This is a genomic window from Mycobacterium sp. PS03-16 (assembly GCF_004570325.1).
Taxonomy (GTDB): domain Bacteria; phylum Actinomycetota; class Actinomycetes; order Mycobacteriales; family Mycobacteriaceae; genus Mycobacterium.
On record NZ_SPQO01000029.1, the window covers coordinates 40449 to 58445 of the forward strand.

The window sequence follows — 17997 nt, forward strand, 5'->3', positions numbered from 1 at the left end:
CCGCGCTCAGTCCCCCCGACCCCGGAGGTCGGCGAAGTCGTCGCGGCGCTCGCCGTTGCCGTTGCGGCGGTCGTGGTGGTCGCAGGCCGGGTCCGTATCGGTCTCGGGGTCGAAGGCGCGCGCCCTGGCCTCGGCCTCCGGGCTGCCGGAGAACACCGTCGCCGAGACGCGGCGGGTCTCGCCGCCGGTGGTGTTGACCCGCGCGGGTGCGGCCTCGGTCGCCTCGATGCGCTGGACCGGCATCGCGCCCTGCGTACGGCGCATCCAGTCGACGAGGCCTTCGCGGACCGCGCACCGCAGGTCGAACAGGGCGCCGGCGTTGGGGGCGCTCACCAGCATCCGCACCCGCACGCACCCGCCGACCGCGTCGGTCACCTGCAGCACCCCGCTGCGCCCGTCCCAGAGTTCGCTCTCGGCGAGCAGCCGGTCGAGTTCGGCGCGCATGTCGTCGAGCGGGATCGAGAAGTCGACGTCGAGTTCGACCGTGCCCATGATCTCGGTCGCGTTGCGGGTCCAGTTCTGGAACGGCGTCGTGGTGAAGTAGGTGCACGGCAGCACGAGGCGGCGTTCGTCCCACAACCGGACCACGACGTAGGTGAGCGTGATCTCCTCGATGCGCCCCCACTCGTCCTCGAGCACCACGATGTCCCCGACGCGGATGGCGTCGGAGAACGCGATCTGCAGGCCCGCGAACACCGAACCCAGCGAGGTCTGCGCGGCCAGGCCGGCGACCACCGACAGCACACCGGCCGACGCGAACAGCGTGGTGCCGATGTCGGAGAACGACGGGAACGTCATCATGCACGCCGCGGCGCCGAGCAGCACGACGACCGCGACCGCCAACCGCCGCAGCACCGTGACCTGCGTGCGGACCCGCCTGCGGTGCCGATCCGCGTCGGTCATCTCGGCGTCCCCGCCGCCGAACCGCGAGATCGCCTGTCGCTCTGCGACATTCACCAGGCCGGTGACCAGCCAGGTGAGGGTGGCGATCAACGCGATGAGCAGCGTGTGGTCCACCCAGCCCCGCCAGCCGGCGTTCAGGTCGGACGTGCGTTGCACGGCGATGGTCACCGCGATCACGACCAGCGTGGCCCGGATCGGGGTGCGCGTGCAGATCTCGATGTCCTTGAGGATCTTGCTGCGCCGCGCCGCCCGGCCCAGGATCCACGTCAGCGCGACCCCCAGCACGTAGGCGGCGACCACGGCGCCGGCCACCCAGCTCAGCGTGACGGCGAGGTCGGTGGCGGACTCCAGTTCGTTCTCGTCGGGCATGGGGTGCATCAGCTCCACAGCTCGGGATCTCCGGTCTGTGGCGACGGTAGCGAGATGTCGAACAACCGTCACCTCGAGTGAAGGCGCGTGTTCGGCGCCCGCGGCGGGCGCGGATCGGCGAGGATGACGCCATGGCAGTGGTCACGGACCCGAACGGCACCGTCTGGTCGGTGCACCGGCAGTGGTGGCCGTTCCCCGGCGTGCTCGATCTCACATTCGACGTCTTCGCTCTGCTGCTGGCGGTGCCGTTCCTCGCGCTGTGGCCGTTCTGGCTCGCGACGAAGTGGCTGGGCGCCCGCTGGACCATCGTCGTCGAGCGCGACGGCACCGAGGTGAGCCGCGAGCTGGTGCGCGGCTGGCGGCGGTCGAAGGGCCGCATCGCGGCGCTGAGCTGGGAGGTGGCCCAGGGCGCCCGCTCGGGCCGCTTCGTCATCTGAGGTCACCGTGCCGGACGTCAAGGATCCCGACGGGGTGCGCTGGCGCGTGCACCGCCGGTGGATGCCGCTGCTGGACTACCTGGACATGGCGTCGTGGGGCACCAACTGGTTCGGCGTGGTGATGTTCGTGCTCGCGCTGCCGTTCCTGGTGGCCTGGCCGTTCTGGGCGCTGGGCAAGCTCGTCGGGGTGCCGTGGAAGGTCGTGGTGACCCGCGACGGCGACGAGGTCGCCGAAGAGAAGATCAAGGGCTGGCGCGACTCGGGCCGGCGCATCGCCGAGATCGCCCACGGCATCGAGGTGTCCGGCGAGATCCCGGCGCCTGGGTCGTCACCGCAGGATCTGCGGCCGTATCGCTGAGCGGTGTGTCCGCGCCGCGGCGCGCCGATCGGGCGCTAGGGTGTCGAACAAGTGTTCTGGCGAAGGGATTGTCGCGTGCGGGTGATGGGAGTCGATCCCGGGCTGACGCGGTGCGGGCTGTCGGTGATCGAGAGCGGCCGCGGCCGCCAGGTCATCGCTCTCGATGTCGACGTCGTGCGCACCCCGGCCGACGAGCCACTGCACCGGCGGCTGCTGACGATCAGCGACACGGTCGAGTACTGGATGGACACCCACCGCCCAAACGTCATCGCGATCGAGCGGGTCTTCTCCAATCAGAACGCATCCACCGCGATGGGCACCGCCCAGGCCGGCGGCGTCATCGCGCTGGCGGCGGCGCGGCGTGACATCGACGTGCACTTCCACACCCCCAGTGAGGTGAAGGCCGCGGTCACCGGCAACGGCCGGGCCGACAAGGCCCAGGTCACCACCATGGTCACCAGAATCCTCGAGTTGCAGCAGAAGCCGACGCCCGCCGACGCCGCCGATGCGCTCGCGCTGGCGATCTGCCACTGCTGGCGGGCGCCGATGATCGCGCGGATGGCGGCCGCGGAGGCGATGGCGGCCGAACAGCGCCGCAAGTACCAGGCGAAGCTGAAGGCGGCCCGGTGATCGCCTCGGTACGCGGTGAGGTGATCGACATCGCGCTCGATCACGCCGTGATCGAGGCCGCCGGCGTCGGCTACAAGGTGATGGCCACGCCGTCGACGCTGGCCACCCTGCGCCGCGGCGCCGAGTCCCGGCTGATCACCGCGATGATCGTGCGCGAGGACTCGATGACGCTGTACGGGTTCGCCGACGCCGACGCGCGCGACCTGTTCGGCACGCTGCTCGGCGTCTCGGGCGTCGGGCCCAGAATCGCGCTGGCCACGCTGGCGGTGTACGACGCGCCCACCCTGCGGCAGGCGCTGGCCGATGGGGACGTGACCGCGCTGACCCGGGTCCCCGGCATCGGCAAGCGGGGCGCCGAACGCATGGTGCTGGAGTTGCGCGACAAGATCGGGCCGGTGTCGGCGGGCACCGGGATCACCGCGGCCGGCGGTCACGCGGTGCGGGCCCCGGTCGTCGAAGCGCTCGTCGGGCTCGGCTTTGCGGCCAAACAGGCGGAGGAGGCCACCGACAAGGTGCTCGCCGGTGACCCGGAGGCGTCCACGTCGAGCGCGCTGCGTGCCGCCCTGTCGATGCTGGGGAAGAAGTAGATGGGCCGATTCTCCGAGGATCATCCCGACGAACCCGATGAGCGCGAGGTGTCGCCCGCGCTGACGGTCGGCGAGGGCGACATCGACGCCAGCCTGCGGCCCCGCTCGCTCGGCGAGTTCATCGGCCAGCCGCGGGTGCGCGAACAGCTCCAGCTGGTCATCGAGGGCGCCAAGAACCGCGGCGGCACCCCGGATCACATCCTGCTGTCCGGCCCGCCCGGCCTGGGCAAGACCTCGCTGGCGATGATCATCGCCGCGGAGCTCGGCTCGTCGCTGCGGGTGACGTCGGGTCCGGCGCTCGAGCGCGCCGGTGACCTCGCGGCGATGCTGTCCAACCTCGTCGAGGGCGACGTGCTGTTCATCGACGAGATCCACCGCATCGCCCGGCCCGCCGAGGAGATGCTGTATCTGGCGATGGAGGACTTCCGGGTCGACGTCGTCGTCGGGAAAGGCCCTGGCGCCACATCGATTCCGTTGGAGGTGGCCCCGTTCACGCTCGTCGGCGCGACCACCCGCTCGGGCGCGCTGACCGGCCCGCTGCGCGACCGGTTCGGGTTCACCGCGCACATGGACTTCTACGAACCCGCCGAACTGGAACGGGTGCTGGCCCGGTCGGCCGGGATCCTCGGCATCGAGTTGGGCGGCGACGCCGGCGCGGAGATCGCCCGCCGCTCCCGCGGCACCCCGCGCATCGCCAACCGGTTGCTGCGCCGGGTCCGTGACTACGCCGAGGTGCGCGCCGACGGCGTGATCACCCGCGACATCGCCAAGGCGGCGCTCGCGGTCTACGACGTCGACGAACTCGGTCTCGACCGGCTCGACCGGGCGGTGCTCTCGGCGCTGACGCGCAGCTTCGGCGGTGGACCGGTCGGGGTGTCGACGCTGGCGGTCGCCGTGGGGGAGGAGGCCACCACCGTCGAGGAGGTGTGCGAGCCGTTCCTGGTGCGCGCCGGCATGATCGCCCGGACCCCGCGGGGCCGGGTCGCCACCGGCCAGGCCTGGACCCATCTCGGGATGACCCCACCGGCGGGCGCGACGGCCATGGGTCAGGCCGGCCTGTTCGACTGACGAAGGGAACGACCGTGGGAAGCGGCACCATCCGCGTCGGCGGCCTGTGCGGTGTGGTCTCCGCAGCCGCCGCCATGCCGGCCTATCTCGTCGGATCCCCGGAACGACCGGACGACGCGGCGGCCGCGCAGCGCTATGTCGATGACGCGGCGACGTTCCTCACCGCCAACGGCACCGTACCGCTGGCCCACCTCCTGTTCGGTGTGCTGTTCCTCGGCGTCCTGGTGGCGACGCTGCGCTCCGCCGCCGGACCCACCGGCGCGGTGTACACGGCACTGATCGGTGGGACGGTGTTCGTCGCGCTCACCGCGGCCGGCCTGGCCGCCGAGGTGGCGGTGCCGGCGACCATCGTGCAGTTCGGCGATCCGTCGGTCGCCGACCCCGCGTTCCTGGGCCTGGCCGTCTGGCTCTATCACTACAGCCACATCGGTTCCGCGGCATTGATCTTCGCGACGGCGTACGTGGCGTGGCGCACCGCAGTGCTGCCGAAGTGGTCGGCCGGGCTCGCGGTGCTGGGTGTTCTGCCGCTGTTGCACACCTGGGTCGGTCTGCCCGCCGCCTACAGCGCCGCGGTGTGGATCGGCGCGATGGGTCTGCTGATGCTTGCGGTTCCGCCGGTCGTGCGGGTGCACAGCGGGGTGGCCTGACCCCTACAGCGGCGGGGTGATCGCTTCGCCGCTGTGGCACACCTGGTCGCCACCGGACCGTTTGGCCTCGTACATGGCCGCGTCGGCGGCGTCGATGAGATGCCCGACCATGCGGCGGCCGGTGTCCCCGTCCACCGGGAACAGCGTCACGGTCGCGACCCCCACACTGGCCGTGACGTCCATACCGGTGCTGCTCACCGCGTGCCGGAGGCGTTCGGCGGTCTCCCGCGCCCGGTCGACCGCAGTCACCTGCGCGACCACGAATTCCTCGCCGCCGACGCGTCCCACCACCGCATCCTCGCGGCTGGCGCGCAGGAGACTGTCGGCGACCGCGACGAGGATCCGGTCGCCGGTGGCGTGGCCACGGGTGTCGTTGATCTGTTTGAACCGGTCGAGGTCGATCATGACCACGGTGAAGTAGGGCGCCGACGCGGTCGGCGCCCCGGCGATCAGATGCCGGGCCTCCTGATAGAACCCCCGCCGGTTTCGCAGGCCAGTCAGCGGATCGCTGTTGGCGTTGAGCGCATCGGTACCGAGCAGGTGCACCAGCACCTGACCGGAGAACGGCACCACCAGCACGCCGACCGTGATGATCAGCAGCTTGCTCACCGCCAACCATGGGTCGCCCGCCGCGGCGATCTCTCCGGCGCTGATCGCCGCCGTGGCCGCCGCCGCCCCGAGGGTCAGCACCAGGTAGTCGGCGGCGTGGAAGAAGGCGGCGTAGCCGGCGAGCGCGGCGAAGGCCACACAGGTCAGCAGCGCCGACTCGGGGTCGGGTTCGATCAGGCAGGCCGCCGCGATGCACACGTTCGCCACCACCGTGAACGTCACCGACTGCTGTTGGCTCGGCCACCGGGCGAACCAGGCCGCGGCCATCACCGCACAGGCTCCGCTGACCGCGATCGCGATGAACCGGGTGGCGAACGTGTCCGGGCCCGTCGGGCTCATCAGCATGGCCAGCGGGATCAGCCCGAGCAGCGCGACGATGCCGCCGATCATCGTGCGGGTGAAGCCCTGCAGGTTGCGGGCCGCGAGATAGCCGGACAGCCATCGGTAGCTGTCCGGCTGGTTCCACCACTGGTGCAGCCGGAACACCTCGCGCGCTCCCAGGTCTCGGCGACGCTGTCGTCATCGCCGCGACCGCGTTCGTGCAGATGGTACCCAGCAAACGCGGTGTTGGCGCAGTGCCGGTGTGTGCGTGCCGCCACCGGCACTGCGCCCGCCGTCTCAGAGCAGGCCGAGCAGCTCCAGATCCGTCGCGTACTTCACGATCATCGGCGCGCTGACGTGGGGGATGTCCTTGTCGGGACCGATCTTCGCCTCCTGCACGGCGGCGCGGAACCGGTCGGTCGGCGCGATCGAGCCGTTGATCGGCGGCATGGGCCGCTGGTAGTTGTGCAGCAGTGGCAACAACGAATATTGACGTTGACGTTCGGGCAGTGCCCGCACCGCCGTGTCGAACCGGCTGAGCCAGGCCGCGTAGTCGTCGACGCGGTCGATCCGGTAGCCGGCCTCGAGCAGCCAGTCAACGAACTCGTCGAGGCCGATGCCGTCGTCGTAGGGGTTCATCACGTGGTAGGTGAGGAAGCCCGCACCCGACTCGTGCACCGCCTGACCGCCGAGCGTGTTGATCGCCTCGGCGATGAACTCCACCGGGAGGCCGTCGTAGTGGGCCCGCCGGCGGGCACCGTGCGCGTCGAGTTCGTAGAACGACCGCGGAGCCGACCCGGTGGCGACCAGGCTCAGGATCATCCGGGTGAACATGTCCGGGAGGTTGAGTTGGCCGGCGTAGGTGGTGTCGGCCAGGATCATGTCGCACCGGAACACCGCGACCGGCAGGCCCGCCAGGTCGTGCGCCTCGCGCAGCAGCACCTCGCCGGCCCATTTGCTGTTGCCGTAACCGTTGGCGTAGCTGTCGTCGACCGCGCGCGTCGGGCTGATGGCCCGGATGTCGCCGTCCTCGGTGAAGTGGCCGGGCGCGATGCCCGCGCCGACGCCGATGGTCGAGACGTAGGTGAAGGGCTTGACGCGGGTGGTCAGCGCGAGCCGGATCAGCTCCGCGGTGCCGAGCGCGTTGGGGCCGAACAGCTGGCTGTAGGGCAGCACGTGGTTGACCAGGGCGGCCGGGTCGACGATCAGGTCGACGGTGTCGGCCAGGCGCTGCCACACCTGCCCGGGCAACCCGAGGTCGGCCTCGCCCTTGTCGCCGGCCAGCACCTCGAGGTGGCCGTCGGCCAGTCGCCGGTAGTGCGCGAGCAGGTCCGGGTCACCGCTGTCGAAGGTGGCGTCGAGCCGCCGCCGCGCCGCGTCGTCGTCCTTGGCCCGTACGAGGCAGATCACCGTGCCGCCGACCAGGGCCATGCGCTCGAGCCAGTCCAGGGCGAGATAGCGGCCCAGGAATCCGGTGGCGCCGGTGAGCAGCACCGTGCGCACCTCGGATACCGGTCCCGGCAGCGAACGTGCGGCGGCCAGGGTGTCGGCGTCGAGGAACTTGTCGAGGGTGAGGTCGCGGGCGTGCACCTCGGTCGCGTCCCGGCCGTGCACCGAGGCGTAGGTGGGGCGGGCGCCGGAGGAGGAGCGCGCCGCCTCGATGTAGGCGGCGATCGCCGCCAGGTCTGACGCCGGGCTGACGATGACGCCGACCGGCACGTCGACGCCGAACAGGTCGTGCAGCAGGTTCGCGAACGTCAACGCCGACAGGGAGTCGCCGCCGAGGTCGGTGAAGTGGGCCTGCGGTCCGACGTCGGTCGCCTCACCGACCTGAGCGGCGCCGAGCAGCGCCCGTGCGGCGCGCGCGACGGTGTCGGGCACCGGACGGTCGGCGGCGTGCTGATGCAGGTCGCGCAGTTCGGCGGCCTGCCCCTCGGCGAGGTCGACGTAGAGCTGTTCGAGCGCGGGGCCGTAGTGCTCCTTGAGCCGCGGCCGGGCGAGTTTGCGAATTCCGGTCAACAGCCCGTTCTCCAGAGTGAACGGCTCGGTCTCGACCAGGAAGTCGCGCGGGATCTCGTAGGACTGCAGCCCGGCCTCCCGGGCGACGGTCTGCACCGCCTCGGTCAGGGTCGCGCGCACCGCGTCGGCGTCCCCGCCGGCCGCCGCCAGCGCGTCGTCGGTGGGCACGATCACCGCGAGCAGGTGGGAGCGGGCGCTGTTGCCGTACAGGTAGATCTGACGCACCGCGGGATGGGTGCCGTAGGCCGCCTCCAGCGTGGACACGGTGACGAACTCACCTTGCGACAGCTTGAGGACGTTGTTGCGCCGGTCCAGGTACTGCAGCCGGTCGGGCCCGGTCTCGGCGACGATGTCGCCGGTGCGGTAGAAGCCGTCCTCGTCGAACACCTCGGCGGTGATGTCGGGCCGCTTGTAGTAGCCGGGGATCAGATCGTCGGACTTGATCAGCAGTTCGCCCCGCGGGAAGGGGCGGTCGCTGCGGAAGTAGCCCAGGTCGGGCACGTCAACCAGCTTGTAGTCGCGGACCGGGGGCCGGCGCACCTGACCGTCGACGAACACCGCGCCGGCTTCCGTGGAGCCGTACCCCTCGGTCAGCGGCAGGTCGATGAGATCCTCGACCCACGCCTTGAGTTCCGGGCTGATCGGTGCGGAACCGGTCATGGCGGCCACACCGCGTCCGCCCAGCAGGGTCTGCCTGCGCTCGGTGAGAATCCGTCGCTCGACGGCGTCACGGTCGGATCCGATTGCGGTGCGGTCGATCTCGCTCTGCAGCTCTTGGTAGATCATCTCCCAGATGCGCGGCACGAAGTTCATGTGCGTGGGCCGCACCAGCGCGACGTCCTCGAGCAAAGTGGACAGATCGCTGCGGGCGGCGAAGTAGACGGTCCCTCCGACGCCGAGTGCGGAGTACAGGATGCCGCGGCCCATCATGTGGCTCATCGGCATGAACGACAGCACGATCGACGGAGTCACCACCTGCTGCCCCCACGCCGCGCGGGCGGACGCGCGCCACGAATTGGCGACCAGCCGTTCGGGATACATCGCGCCCTTGGGCGTTCCGGTGCTCCCGGAGGTGTAGATGAGCAGCAGCAGGGGATCGGGGTCGGTGAACCGGTGAGGTGCGGCGGCCGGCAGGGTCCGGCCGTGGGCGATGACCTCGGGCAGCGTCTGGACGCTGACGCCGGCAGGGGAGAGCGCGGCCGTGGCGGCGGCCACCGCGTCGCGGTGGGGGTCGGCCTGTGGCCGCACGTCGAACACCACCAGGTGCTCGGCGGTCGGCGCGGAGGTGATCAGATCGACTGCGTCGCCGAGGAAGTCGACGCTGGCGAAGACGGCGACCGGTTCGGTCTCGGCGAGGATCGGCCGCAGCGACGTCACCGCGGCGCTGGTCTGCAGCGGCACCGCGACCGCGCCGAGGTAGTTGAGCGCCATGTCGATGACGGTGTAGTCCACGCTGGTGAATCCGAGCACCGCTACGCGGTCGCCGGGTGCCACGGCCGCGGCGCCCAGCGCGCCGGCGAGTGCCTTGACGCGGTCCCAGGTCTCGCGGTACGTGATCGTCTCGAATCGGGGGAGCAGCTCGACGGTGGTCCGTCCGCCGGCGTCGGTGACGAATTCGACCGCGCGTTGCCCCAGCGCGGGCCGGTCGGCGTAGCCCTCCATGATGGTGCGGACGATGTCGGGCAGCCGGAACCCGGGGGTGTCGATCGCCTCGCCGATCGCCGCCTCCGGCGTGGCGGCGGCGAACTGCGGGTCGGTGGCGTACAACTCGGCGATGCGGCGCTCGAGGCGCGCTTCCCGGTCATCGGTCGGCATGGCGGAACCTCACAACACTTGAGCGGAACGGTGGCGGCGCCACGCTGCGCCCGCCAAGAACTACGTTAGTAAAACTAACCTTATTCCTCGTATTGCATAGGTTGTCAATGTGCTGTGAGGGATATCGCCGTCAGCGGATCGCCGGTACGGCGGCGCGCGCCGGCACGCGTCCGGCCAGTGCCTCGACCGCCGCCACCGGCTCGGGCACGGCGATCAACAGGGCGCGGGTCGCGCTGAGGGCCTCGTCGGAGGGCTCGACACCGCCGACCGCGGCCGCCAGGTCGAGCAGGTGCACCGTCGCCTCCATCAGCGCGACCTCGGTGACCACCGCGAGGGTGGCGCTGCCGACCACGGGATAGGCGATGACGGTGTCGGGATCGACGGGGTGGGCGCGGAGCCGTTCGGCGTTGACCGCGAACCGGGCCGCGGCCAGGGAGGGGGTGAGCCCGCGCGCCTCGGCGAGCGCCCCGGCCGCCACGTCGCCCGCCATGGTCTGCGCGGCACCCTCGGGTGCGTTGAACGTGCGCAGCAGGTCGGCCGGGTCCGTCACCGCGGCCGGTCCCGCGATCGCGGCGCCGCTGAGCTGGTCGAAGAGTGAGTCGCCGGGGCAGACGTGGGCCACCAGCGCCGCGACATCCCAGCCGTCGCACCGGGTCGGTGTGCTCCACTCGTCCGCGGTGAGCTCCGCGCAGCGCCGGCTCCACCGGTCCCAGGCGTCCGCGAGGACCGTCCGCGGGGTGAAGGGTCCGCATCCCATGCCGCCCAGCCTATGGCTGTTACGCGGACGCGCGGTCCGGGTACTCCGTGCCCACCACACCCCAGGAGGCAACCATGATCGGAACCAAGAACCCCGACCGGCCGCGGGGCGGCCGGATGCACATTCCCCGCAGCCGCGGCGCGGCCAGCGGGTTCCTACTCATCCTGCTCGGCCTGTGGGGTGCGCTCATCCCGTTCGTCGGGCCGTACTTCGACTTCGCATTCACCCCCGACCAGCCCTGGACGTGGACGAACGCCCGCGGCTGGCTCGAGGTCCTGCCGGGCGCGGTCGCCGTCGTCGGTGGTTTTTTCATGCTGACGTCGCGTAACCGCGCGACCGCGATGCTGGGTGGCTGGCTGGCCGTCGCGGCCGGCGCCTGGTTCGTCGTCGGCCGCGCCGTGGCCGGTCTGCTCGGCCTGGGCAGCGCCGGCGCCCCGGTGGCCACCAGCGACACCAAGCGGGTGTGGCTGGAGCTGACCTACTTCTACGGCCTCGGCGCGCTGATCGTGTTCCTCGGCGCGCTCGCGCTCGGCCGCCTGTCGGTGCGCAGCGTCCGCGACGTCGAGTACGCGCAGCGGACGGTCGCCGCGACCGACACCACCGCGGTGACGCACACCGGTCCGCAACCGGCGGCGGTCGGCCCCATGACGCATACCGGCCCGCAGCCGGTGGCCGCCCCGATGAGCAATCAGCCCACCGAGGTGATCCCCCCGCAGCAGCCGGTGGCGCCGCGTAAGCGCAGCCTGCTCGACCGGTTCCGTGGCGGCGGACGCGGCCGCCCCCTCGTCCACCACTGACGCCGACGTGCCGAATCCCGGTCGCCCGAGGAGGGGCGGCCGGGATTCGTCATATCCGGAACGGCGTCAGCCGGTGTAGGCCATCACGTGCTTGATGCGGGTGTAGTCCTCCAGGCCGTACATCGACAGATCCTTGCCGTGGCCGGAGGACTTGAAGCCGCCGTGCGGCATCTCGGCCACCAGGGGGATGTGGGTGTTGATCCACACACAGCCGAAGTCCAGCGCGGCCGACACCCGCAGCGCCCGTGACACATCGCGCGTCCACACCGACGAGGCCAGTCCGTACTCCACGCCGTTGGCCCAGGCGATCGCCTCGTCCTCGTCGGAGAAGCTCTGCACGGTGATCACCGGCCCGAAGATCTCCTGCTGGATCATCCGGTCGTCCTGCAGCAGACCGCCCACCACGGTCGGTTCCACGTAAAAACCCTTGTCGCCCTGCCGGTTTCCGCCGACGGCCACCTTCGCGTGCGACGGCACGTCCTCGAAGAAGCTCATCACGCGCTCGAGCTGGTTGGCGTTGTTGACCGGCGGCACCCAGGCGTCCTCGTCGTCGGCGGGCTTGCCGAACGTCGTCGTCGCGGCCTTGGCCTGTTCGGCCAGCGCGTCGGTCAGGTCGGAGGCGATGCGGGCCGGTGCCAGCACCCGCGTCGCGGCGGTGCAGTCCTGTCCGGCGTTGAAGTAGCCGGCGGTGGCGATGCCCTCGGCGGCCGCGGCGATGTCGGCGTCGTCGAACACGATCACCGGAGCCTTGCCGCCGAGCTCGAGGTGGGTGCGCTTGAGGTTGCCGCCGGCGCTGACCGCGACGGCCTTGCCCGCGGCGACCGATCCGGTGATGGCCACCATCTCCGGCGTCGGGTGGGCGACCAGGTTGGCGCCGGTCACCCGGTCGCCGGTGATGACGTTGAGCACGCCCGGCGGCAGGTGCTTGGCGGCCAGTTCGGCGAGCATCACCGTGGTCACCGGGGTGGTGTCACTGGGTTTGATCACCACGGTGTTGCCTGCGGCGATGGCGGGGCAGATCTTCCAGATCGCCATCATCATCGGGTAGTTCCAGGGCGCCACCTGACCGATCACGCCGACGGGTTCCCGGCGGATCCACGACGTGTGGTTCTCCATGTACTCGCCCGCCGACTTGCCCTCCAGCACCCGCGCCGCCCCGGCGAAGAACCGGATCTGGTCGACCATGGGCGGGATCTCCTCGGCCATGGTGACGTGGTTGGGCTTACCGGTGTTGCGGCCTTCGGCGGCCACCAGATCGTCGGCGGCCTTCTCGACCTCGTCGGCGAAGTCGAGCAGCGCCTTCTGTCGCTGCGCCGGGGTGGTGCGCTTCCACTCCTTGAAGGCCTTCGACGCTGCGCCGTAGGCGTTGTCGATGTCCTGCTCATTGGAGACGGGCGCGGTGCCGTACTGCTCGCCGGTGCTCGGGTCGACCAGCGGCATGGTGGCCCCGCTGACCGAGTCGACGAGCTCGCCGCCGATGAAGTTCCTGACCGTTGTCACAGATGTACTCCTGTCTTCGGGGTTTGACGGGGCCGGCTACGAATCGGCGAGGAGGAGGGCCAGCACGTCCAGACCCTCGATGAGCAGCTCGTCGCTGATCGCCAGCGGCGGCAGAAAGCGCAGCACATTGCCGTAGGTGCCGCAGGTCAGCACGATCACCCCGGCGGCGTGCGCACCGGTGGACACTGCCCTGGCCAGGTCGGCGTCCGGTTCGGTGGTGCCGGACTTGACCAGCTCGACGGCGATCATCGCGCCGCGGCCGCGGACGTCGCCGATACGGTCGTCCTGGGCCTGCAGCCGGTGCAGGCGGTCCTTCATCAGCGTCTCGATCGCCGCGGCGCGGGCCACCATGTCCTCGGCCTCGATGGTCTCGATGGTGGCCAGGGCCGCCGCGCAGGCCACGGGATTGCCGCCGTAGGTGCCGCCGAGCCCGGAGACATGTGGGGAGTCCATGATCTCGGCACGCCCGGTCACCGCGGACAGCGGCATCCCGCCGGCGATGCCCTTGGCGGTGACGATGAGGTCGGGCTCGATGTCCTCGTGCTCACAGGCGAACATGCGGCCGGTGCGGGCGAAGCCGGTCTGCACCTCGTCGGCGATGAACACCACGCCGTTGCGGCGGCACCAGTCCAGCAGGGTCGGCAGGAACCCCTCGGCCGGGACGATGAACCCGCCCTCACCCTGGATGGGCTCGATGATCACCGCGGCCAGGTTGTCGGCGCCGACCTGCTTGTCGATCACCGTGATCGCGCGCCGGGCGGCGAGCTCCCCGTCGGTGGCCAGTTCCTTGCCGCCGAACTCGGCGTCGCGGAAGGGGTAGGACAGCGGGGCGCGGTAGATCTCGGGGGCGAACGGACCGAAACCGTGCTTGTACGGCATCACCTTCGCGGTCAGCGCCATCGTGAGGTTGGTGCGGCCGTGGTAGGCGTGGTCGAACGACACCACCGCGGGTTTCCGCGTGTACGAACGGGCGATCTTGATCGCGTTCTCGACGGCCTCGGAACCGGAGTTGAACAGTGCTGTGCGCTTCTCGCCGGTGCCGGGGGTGAGCCGGTTGAGGGCCTCGGCGACGGCCACGTACCCCTCGTAGGGCGTGACCATGAAACAGGTGTGGGTGAACTCGCCGGCCTGGGCGGCGACCGCGTCGACGACGCGCGGTGCGGCGTTGCCGACGGTGGTGACGGCGATGCCGGAGCCCAGATCGATGAGCCGGTTGCCGTCGACGTCCTCGACGATGCCGCCGCCCGCGCGGGCGGCGTAGACCGGCATCGTGGTGCCGACACCCCGCGACACGGCGGCCGCCTTACGGTCGATGAGCGCCTGCGACTTCGGGCCCGGGATGGCGGTGGCGAGGTGGCGGCTCTGCTCGAGGGTGGTCACAAGGCTCCTGCTTCACGTCAGGGCGGCGGTGAATCTCAGACATCACCGAGCCTAGTCGGATCATGGGCGAGCGCGGCGGGAAACAGCGGTCGCGGCCCCTCGAAACTATGGAAAGCGTCGTCGATCCGCAAGATATGTGCGAATCGCGTGGCGGTCGCCCGGATCGCCACCGGTTCCGCCGGTGTTCGCGCCCCCCGGCGGGTGGCACATCCCTGCTGCCCAGCGGAAGAAACCGGCGCGGCGCTGCGCCGCAGGTGACGGCGCAGTCACGGCGGGAAAGGGGACAATGGCACACTGGTCACCTACGAGGTGCCCGATCCGGGGGGATTGCGGGCGCCGTGACCGTCAAGAACCGATACGAAAGACGCTTGCTGTTATGGACCTGGTCGTTTTCCTGCCCCTGCTCATCATCCTCGGCGCCTTCATGTTCTTCGCGTCGCGGCGCCAGCGCAAGGCCATGCAGGCCACGATCGATCTGCACAATTCGCTGGCGATCGGCGACCGGATCCACACCACCTCCGGCCTGGAGGGCACCATCACCGGCATCACCGACGACGACATCCAGCTCGAGATCGCACCCGGCGTCGTCACCACGTGGATGAAGCTGGCGGTGCGCGACCGCATCGAGGCCACGGACGCGACCGACGACGAGGTCGACGCCGATCCCGCGACCGAGGTGTTCGACACCCCGGCCCCGGACACCGGCGACACCGACCGGCTCAAGCGCGACTGACCGCGGACTGACCGAAGCATCCAGCATCGCCACGTACCCTTTGCGGTGCTGACGAACTGAACTCCGAGGGGACCCAAGCAACGTGGCATCGTCTTCGGCGCCGGTACATCCTGCCCGCTATCTGTCGCTCTTCCTGGTGCTGCTGGTCGGCGTGTACCTGCTGGTCTTCCTGACCGGTGACAAGAAACCCGATCCGAAACTGGGCATCGACCTGCAGGGCGGTACCCGCGTCACCCTGACCGCGCGCACACCCGACGGCTCGCCGCCCACCGCGGAATCGCTCGCCCAGGCCCAGCAGATCATCAGCGCGCGCGTCGACGGCCTCGGCGTGTCGGGCTCCGAGGTGGTCATCGACGGCGACAACCTGGTGATCACCGTTCCGGGCAACGACGGCAACGAGGCCCGCAACCTCGGCCAGACCGCACGCCTCTATATCCGCCCGGTGATCCACGCGATCCAGGCGCAGCCGCCCGGTGAGCAGGGACAGCCCGAGGAGGCCCCGCCCGGCGCGCCGCCCGCGGGCGGCCCGGCGATACCCGGCCTGCCCGGCGGACCGGCCGCACCGGGTCAGCCCGGCTTGATCCCGGGTCTGGTCCCCGGCCAGCCGGGTGAGCCCGCCCCGCCCGCCGGTGAGCCGGCCCCCCAGCCGCGGCCGTATCCGCAGCAGCCGGCGCCCACCGAGCCCACCGAGCCGACGCCCGCCCCGCCGGCGCCCGCCCCGCCCGCCGGGGAGTCGCCCGCGCCGACCCCGGGACCCGACACCCCCGACGAGCGGGCCGACCTGGCCCAGCGCATCGCCGACGAGAAGCAGCTGCGCCAGAGCGACGATCCGTCGATCCAGCTGCTGGCCCTGCAGTTCCAGGCCACCCGCTGCGGCGAGGACGACGTGCTGTCCGGCAACGACGATCCGAATCTGCCGCTGGTGACGTGTTCGACCGACGGCCAGACGGTGTACCTGCTGAACAAGTCGATCATCAGCGGCGAACAGATCGCCGACGCCAGCTCGGGCCTGGACCCGCAGCGCGGCCAGTACATCGTCGATCTGCAATTCAAAGAGGACGCCGCCCAGATCTGGGCCGACTTCACCGCGGCCAACGTCGGCACGCAGACCGCCTTCGTGCTCGACTCCCAGGTGGTCAGCGCCCCCGAGATCCAGGAGGCGATCCCGGGCGGCCAAACCCAGATCACCGGTCAGTTCACCCAGCAGACCGCGACCGAGCTGGCCAACGTGCTCAAGTACGGCTCGCTGCCGCTGTCCTTCGAGTCGTCGGAGGCCGAGACGGTATCGGCGACCCTCGGGCTGTCGTCGCTGCGGGCCGGCCTGATCGCCGGTGCCGTCGGCCTGGCCGCCGTGCTGCTCTATTCGTTGGTCTACTACCGCATGCTCGGCGTGCTGGTGGCGCTGTCGCTGGTGGCTTCCGGGGTCGTGGTGTTCGCGATCCTGGTGTTGCTGGGGCGCTACATCAACTACACCCTCGACCTCGCCGGTATCGCCGGTCTGATCATCGGTATCGGCACCACGGCCGACTCGTTCGTGGTGTTCTTCGAACGCATCAAGGACGAGATCCGCGAAGGCCGGTCGTTCCGCTCGGCGGTACCGCGCGGTTGGGCCCGGGCCCGCAAGACGATCGTGTCCGGCAACGCGGTGAGCTTCCTGGCCGCGGCGGTGCTGTACTTCCTGGCGGTGGGACAGGTGAAGGGCTTCGCGTTCACCCTCGGCCTGACCACGATCCTCGACGTCGTGGTGGTGTTCCTGGTGACGTGGCCGCTGGTGTACCTGGCATCGAAGTCGACGATGCTGGCCAAGCCGGCGTTCAACGGCCTCGGCGCGGTCCAGCAGATCGCACGTGAACGACGGGCGGCCGCACACGCGACCGCGGGACGGGGTTAGGCCATGGCCGCAGAAGAGCAGACGTCATCCGGAACCGAAGCGCCCGGCCTCGAGTCGACCGGTGCCGCGGCACCCAAGCACGGCTTCTTCATCCGCCTCTACACCGGTACCGGCGCCTTCGAGGTGATCGGGCGGCGCAAGCTGTGGTACGCGGTCAGCGGCGTCATCGTGCTGATCGCGCTGGCCAGCATCCTGCTGCGCGGTTTCACCTTCGGCATCGACTTCGAGGGCGGCACCAAGGTCTCGATGCCGGTGGCGGGCGCCGTCGGCAACGCCGAGGTGAACCAGGTCGAGACCGTCTACAGCGACACACTGGGCACTGCGCCGGAGTCGGTGGTCATCGTCGGCAGCGGTGACTCCGCCACGGTGCAGATCCGGTCGGAGACGCTGTCCAACGAGGACATGACCGCGCTGCGGGAGGCCCTGTTCGAGCGGTTCCAGCCGATCGGGGAGGGCGGACAGCCCAGCGAACTGGCGATCAGCGATTCGGCGGTGTCAGAGACCTGGGGCGGGCAGATCACCGAGAAGGCGCTCATCGCGCTCGGGGTGTTCCTCATCCTCGCGGGGATCTACATCACCGTGCGCTACGAGCGCTACATGGCGATCTCCGCGATCGCGACGCTGTTCTTCGACCTGATCGTCACCGCGGGCGTCTATTCGCTGGTCGGGTTCGAGGTCAGCCCGGCCACGGTGATCGGCCTGCTCACCATCCTCGGCTTCTCGCTCTACGACACGGTGATCGTGTTCGACAAGGTGGAGGAGAACACCCACGGCTTCGAACACACCACGCGGCGCACGTTCGCCGAACAGGCCAACCTGGCGGTCAACCAGACGTTCATGAGGTCGATCAACACCAGCCTCATCTCGGTCCTGCCGATCGTGGCGCTGATGGTCATCGCGGTGTGGTTGCTGGGCGTCGGCACGTTGATGGACCTGGCGCTGGTGCAGCTGGTCGGCGTGATCGTCGGCACCTACTCGTCGATCTTCTTCGCCACTCCGCTGCTGGTGTCGCTGCGCGAACGCACCAAGCTGGTGCGCGACCACACCGCCCGGGTGAACAGTCGCCGCAAGCACGGCGCCGCCAAGGTCGCTGCGGCCGATGCGGCGAGCCCGGCGGCCGGCGAGCCGGAGAAGGTGTCGGCCGCCTCGTCGGCGCCGGCGCCGACCGGAACCGCC

General features: G+C 70.5%; 16 protein-coding genes. 10 read left to right on the forward strand and 6 right to left on the reverse strand.

The window, feature by feature from the left end:
- Positions 1 to 6: 6 nt before the first annotated feature.
- A complete protein-coding gene (locus E4P42_RS20835; RefSeq protein ID WP_135127976.1) occupies positions 7 to 1272 on the reverse strand; it encodes a mechanosensitive ion channel family protein in 1266 nt (421 codons plus the stop codon).
- Between the two features lie 131 nt (positions 1273 to 1403).
- Between E4P42_RS20835 and E4P42_RS27475 the strand changes: the two genes are divergently transcribed.
- From E4P42_RS27475 to E4P42_RS20860, 6 genes are all read left to right on the forward strand, one after another.
- Positions 1404 to 1709: a hypothetical protein gene (locus E4P42_RS27475; protein WP_245234148.1), complete on the forward strand. Its 306-nt coding sequence runs from the start codon at positions 1404 to 1406 to the stop codon at positions 1707 to 1709.
- Positions 1710 to 1716: 7 nt separating this feature from the next.
- Complete coding sequence (locus tag E4P42_RS27480; RefSeq protein ID WP_245234149.1) at positions 1717 to 2067, forward strand: hypothetical protein; 351 nt, start codon at positions 1717 to 1719, stop codon at positions 2065 to 2067.
- 75 nt (positions 2068 to 2142) lie between these two features.
- Complete coding sequence (ruvC, locus tag E4P42_RS20845) at positions 2143 to 2697, forward strand: crossover junction endodeoxyribonuclease RuvC (protein WP_135127977.1); 555 nt, start codon at positions 2143 to 2145, stop codon at positions 2695 to 2697.
- Positions 2694 to 3284, forward strand: coding sequence for a Holliday junction branch migration protein RuvA (ruvA, locus tag E4P42_RS20850; protein ID WP_135127978.1), 591 nt, complete (start codon positions 2694 to 2696; stop codon positions 3282 to 3284). Before ruvC ends, ruvA begins: the two co-directional genes overlap by 4 nt.
- Positions 3285 to 4352 (forward strand): Holliday junction branch migration DNA helicase RuvB, encoded by a 1068-nt coding sequence (gene ruvB / locus E4P42_RS20855; RefSeq protein ID WP_135127979.1) that lies wholly within the window; start codon positions 3285 to 3287, stop codon positions 4350 to 4352.
- Positions 4353 to 4366: 14 nt separating this feature from the next.
- Complete coding sequence (locus tag E4P42_RS20860; protein ID WP_135127980.1) at positions 4367 to 4999, forward strand: hypothetical protein; 633 nt, start codon at positions 4367 to 4369, stop codon at positions 4997 to 4999.
- Positions 5000 to 5002: 3 nt separating this feature from the next.
- On the opposite strand, the gene E4P42_RS20865 is transcribed toward E4P42_RS20860, so the two are convergent.
- The 3 genes from E4P42_RS20865 to E4P42_RS20875 all read right to left on the reverse strand — a co-directional run bounded on the left by E4P42_RS20865 (position 5003) and on the right by E4P42_RS20875 (position 10520).
- A complete protein-coding gene (locus tag E4P42_RS20865) occupies positions 5003 to 6094 on the reverse strand; it encodes a diguanylate cyclase (RefSeq protein ID WP_135127981.1) in 1092 nt (363 codons plus the stop codon).
- 132 nt (positions 6095 to 6226) lie between these two features.
- Positions 6227 to 9763, reverse strand: a complete 3537-nt coding sequence (gene car, locus E4P42_RS20870) for a carboxylic acid reductase (RefSeq protein WP_135127982.1) — start codon at positions 9761 to 9763, stop codon at positions 6227 to 6229.
- 130 nt (positions 9764 to 9893) lie between these two features.
- A complete protein-coding gene (locus E4P42_RS20875) occupies positions 9894 to 10520 on the reverse strand; it encodes a maleylpyruvate isomerase N-terminal domain-containing protein (RefSeq protein ID WP_135127983.1) in 627 nt (208 codons plus the stop codon).
- Positions 10521 to 10594: 74 nt separating this feature from the next.
- Between E4P42_RS20875 and E4P42_RS20880 the strand changes: the two genes are divergently transcribed.
- The gene (locus E4P42_RS20880) at positions 10595 to 11317 is read left to right on the forward strand and encodes a hypothetical protein (protein ID WP_135127984.1); all 723 of its coding nucleotides are present in this window, start codon (positions 10595 to 10597) and stop codon (positions 11315 to 11317) included.
- A 66-nt stretch (positions 11318 to 11383) separates the two neighbouring features.
- Here the strand turns inward: E4P42_RS20880 and E4P42_RS20885 are convergent, their stop codons facing one another.
- Both E4P42_RS20885 and gabT read right to left on the reverse strand, forming a co-directional pair.
- Positions 11384 to 12817 carry a gamma-aminobutyraldehyde dehydrogenase gene (locus tag E4P42_RS20885; protein WP_135127985.1) on the reverse strand — a complete coding sequence of 478 codons (1434 nt, stop codon included), beginning with the start codon at positions 12815 to 12817 and terminating at the stop codon, positions 11384 to 11386.
- 36 nt (positions 12818 to 12853) lie between these two features.
- Positions 12854 to 14197 carry a 4-aminobutyrate--2-oxoglutarate transaminase gene (gene gabT / locus E4P42_RS20890; protein WP_135127986.1) on the reverse strand — a complete coding sequence of 448 codons (1344 nt, stop codon included), beginning with the start codon at positions 14195 to 14197 and terminating at the stop codon, positions 12854 to 12856.
- 376 nt (positions 14198 to 14573) lie between these two features.
- Between gabT and yajC the strand changes: the two genes are divergently transcribed.
- The 3 genes from yajC to secF all read left to right on the forward strand — a co-directional run.
- Complete coding sequence (gene yajC / locus E4P42_RS20895) at positions 14574 to 14930, forward strand: preprotein translocase subunit YajC (RefSeq protein ID WP_135127987.1); 357 nt, start codon at positions 14574 to 14576, stop codon at positions 14928 to 14930.
- Between the two features lie 82 nt (positions 14931 to 15012).
- A complete protein-coding gene (gene secD, locus E4P42_RS20900; RefSeq protein ID WP_135127988.1) occupies positions 15013 to 16821 on the forward strand; it encodes a protein translocase subunit SecD in 1809 nt (602 codons plus the stop codon).
- 3 nt (positions 16822 to 16824) lie between these two features.
- On the forward strand, positions 16825 to 17997 hold a 1173-nt coding region (gene secF / locus E4P42_RS20905; RefSeq protein WP_135127989.1), incomplete at its 3' end, for a protein translocase subunit SecF.

What these genes read in the sequence shown, in the direction of transcription:
- E4P42_RS20835 (WP_135127976.1), bottom strand. Translation starts at nt 1,272, where the DNA reads ATGCCCGACGAGAACGAACTGGAGTCCGCCACCGACCTCGCCGTCACG.
- E4P42_RS20875 (WP_135127983.1), bottom strand. Translation starts at nt 10,520, where the DNA reads ATGGGATGCGGACCCTTCACCCCGCGGACGGTCCTCGCGGACGCCTGG.
- ruvB (WP_135127979.1), top strand. Translation starts at nt 3,285, where the DNA reads ATGGGCCGATTCTCCGAGGATCATCCCGACGAACCCGATGAGCGCGAG.
- E4P42_RS27475 (WP_245234148.1), top strand. Translation starts at nt 1,404, where the DNA reads ATGGCAGTGGTCACGGACCCGAACGGCACCGTCTGGTCGGTGCACCGG.
- E4P42_RS20880 (WP_135127984.1), top strand. Translation starts at nt 10,595, where the DNA reads ATGATCGGAACCAAGAACCCCGACCGGCCGCGGGGCGGCCGGATGCAC.
- yajC (WP_135127987.1), top strand. Translation starts at nt 14,574, where the DNA reads ATGGACCTGGTCGTTTTCCTGCCCCTGCTCATCATCCTCGGCGCCTTC.
- car (WP_135127982.1), bottom strand. Translation starts at nt 9,763, where the DNA reads ATGCCGACCGATGACCGGGAAGCGCGCCTCGAGCGCCGCATCGCCGAG.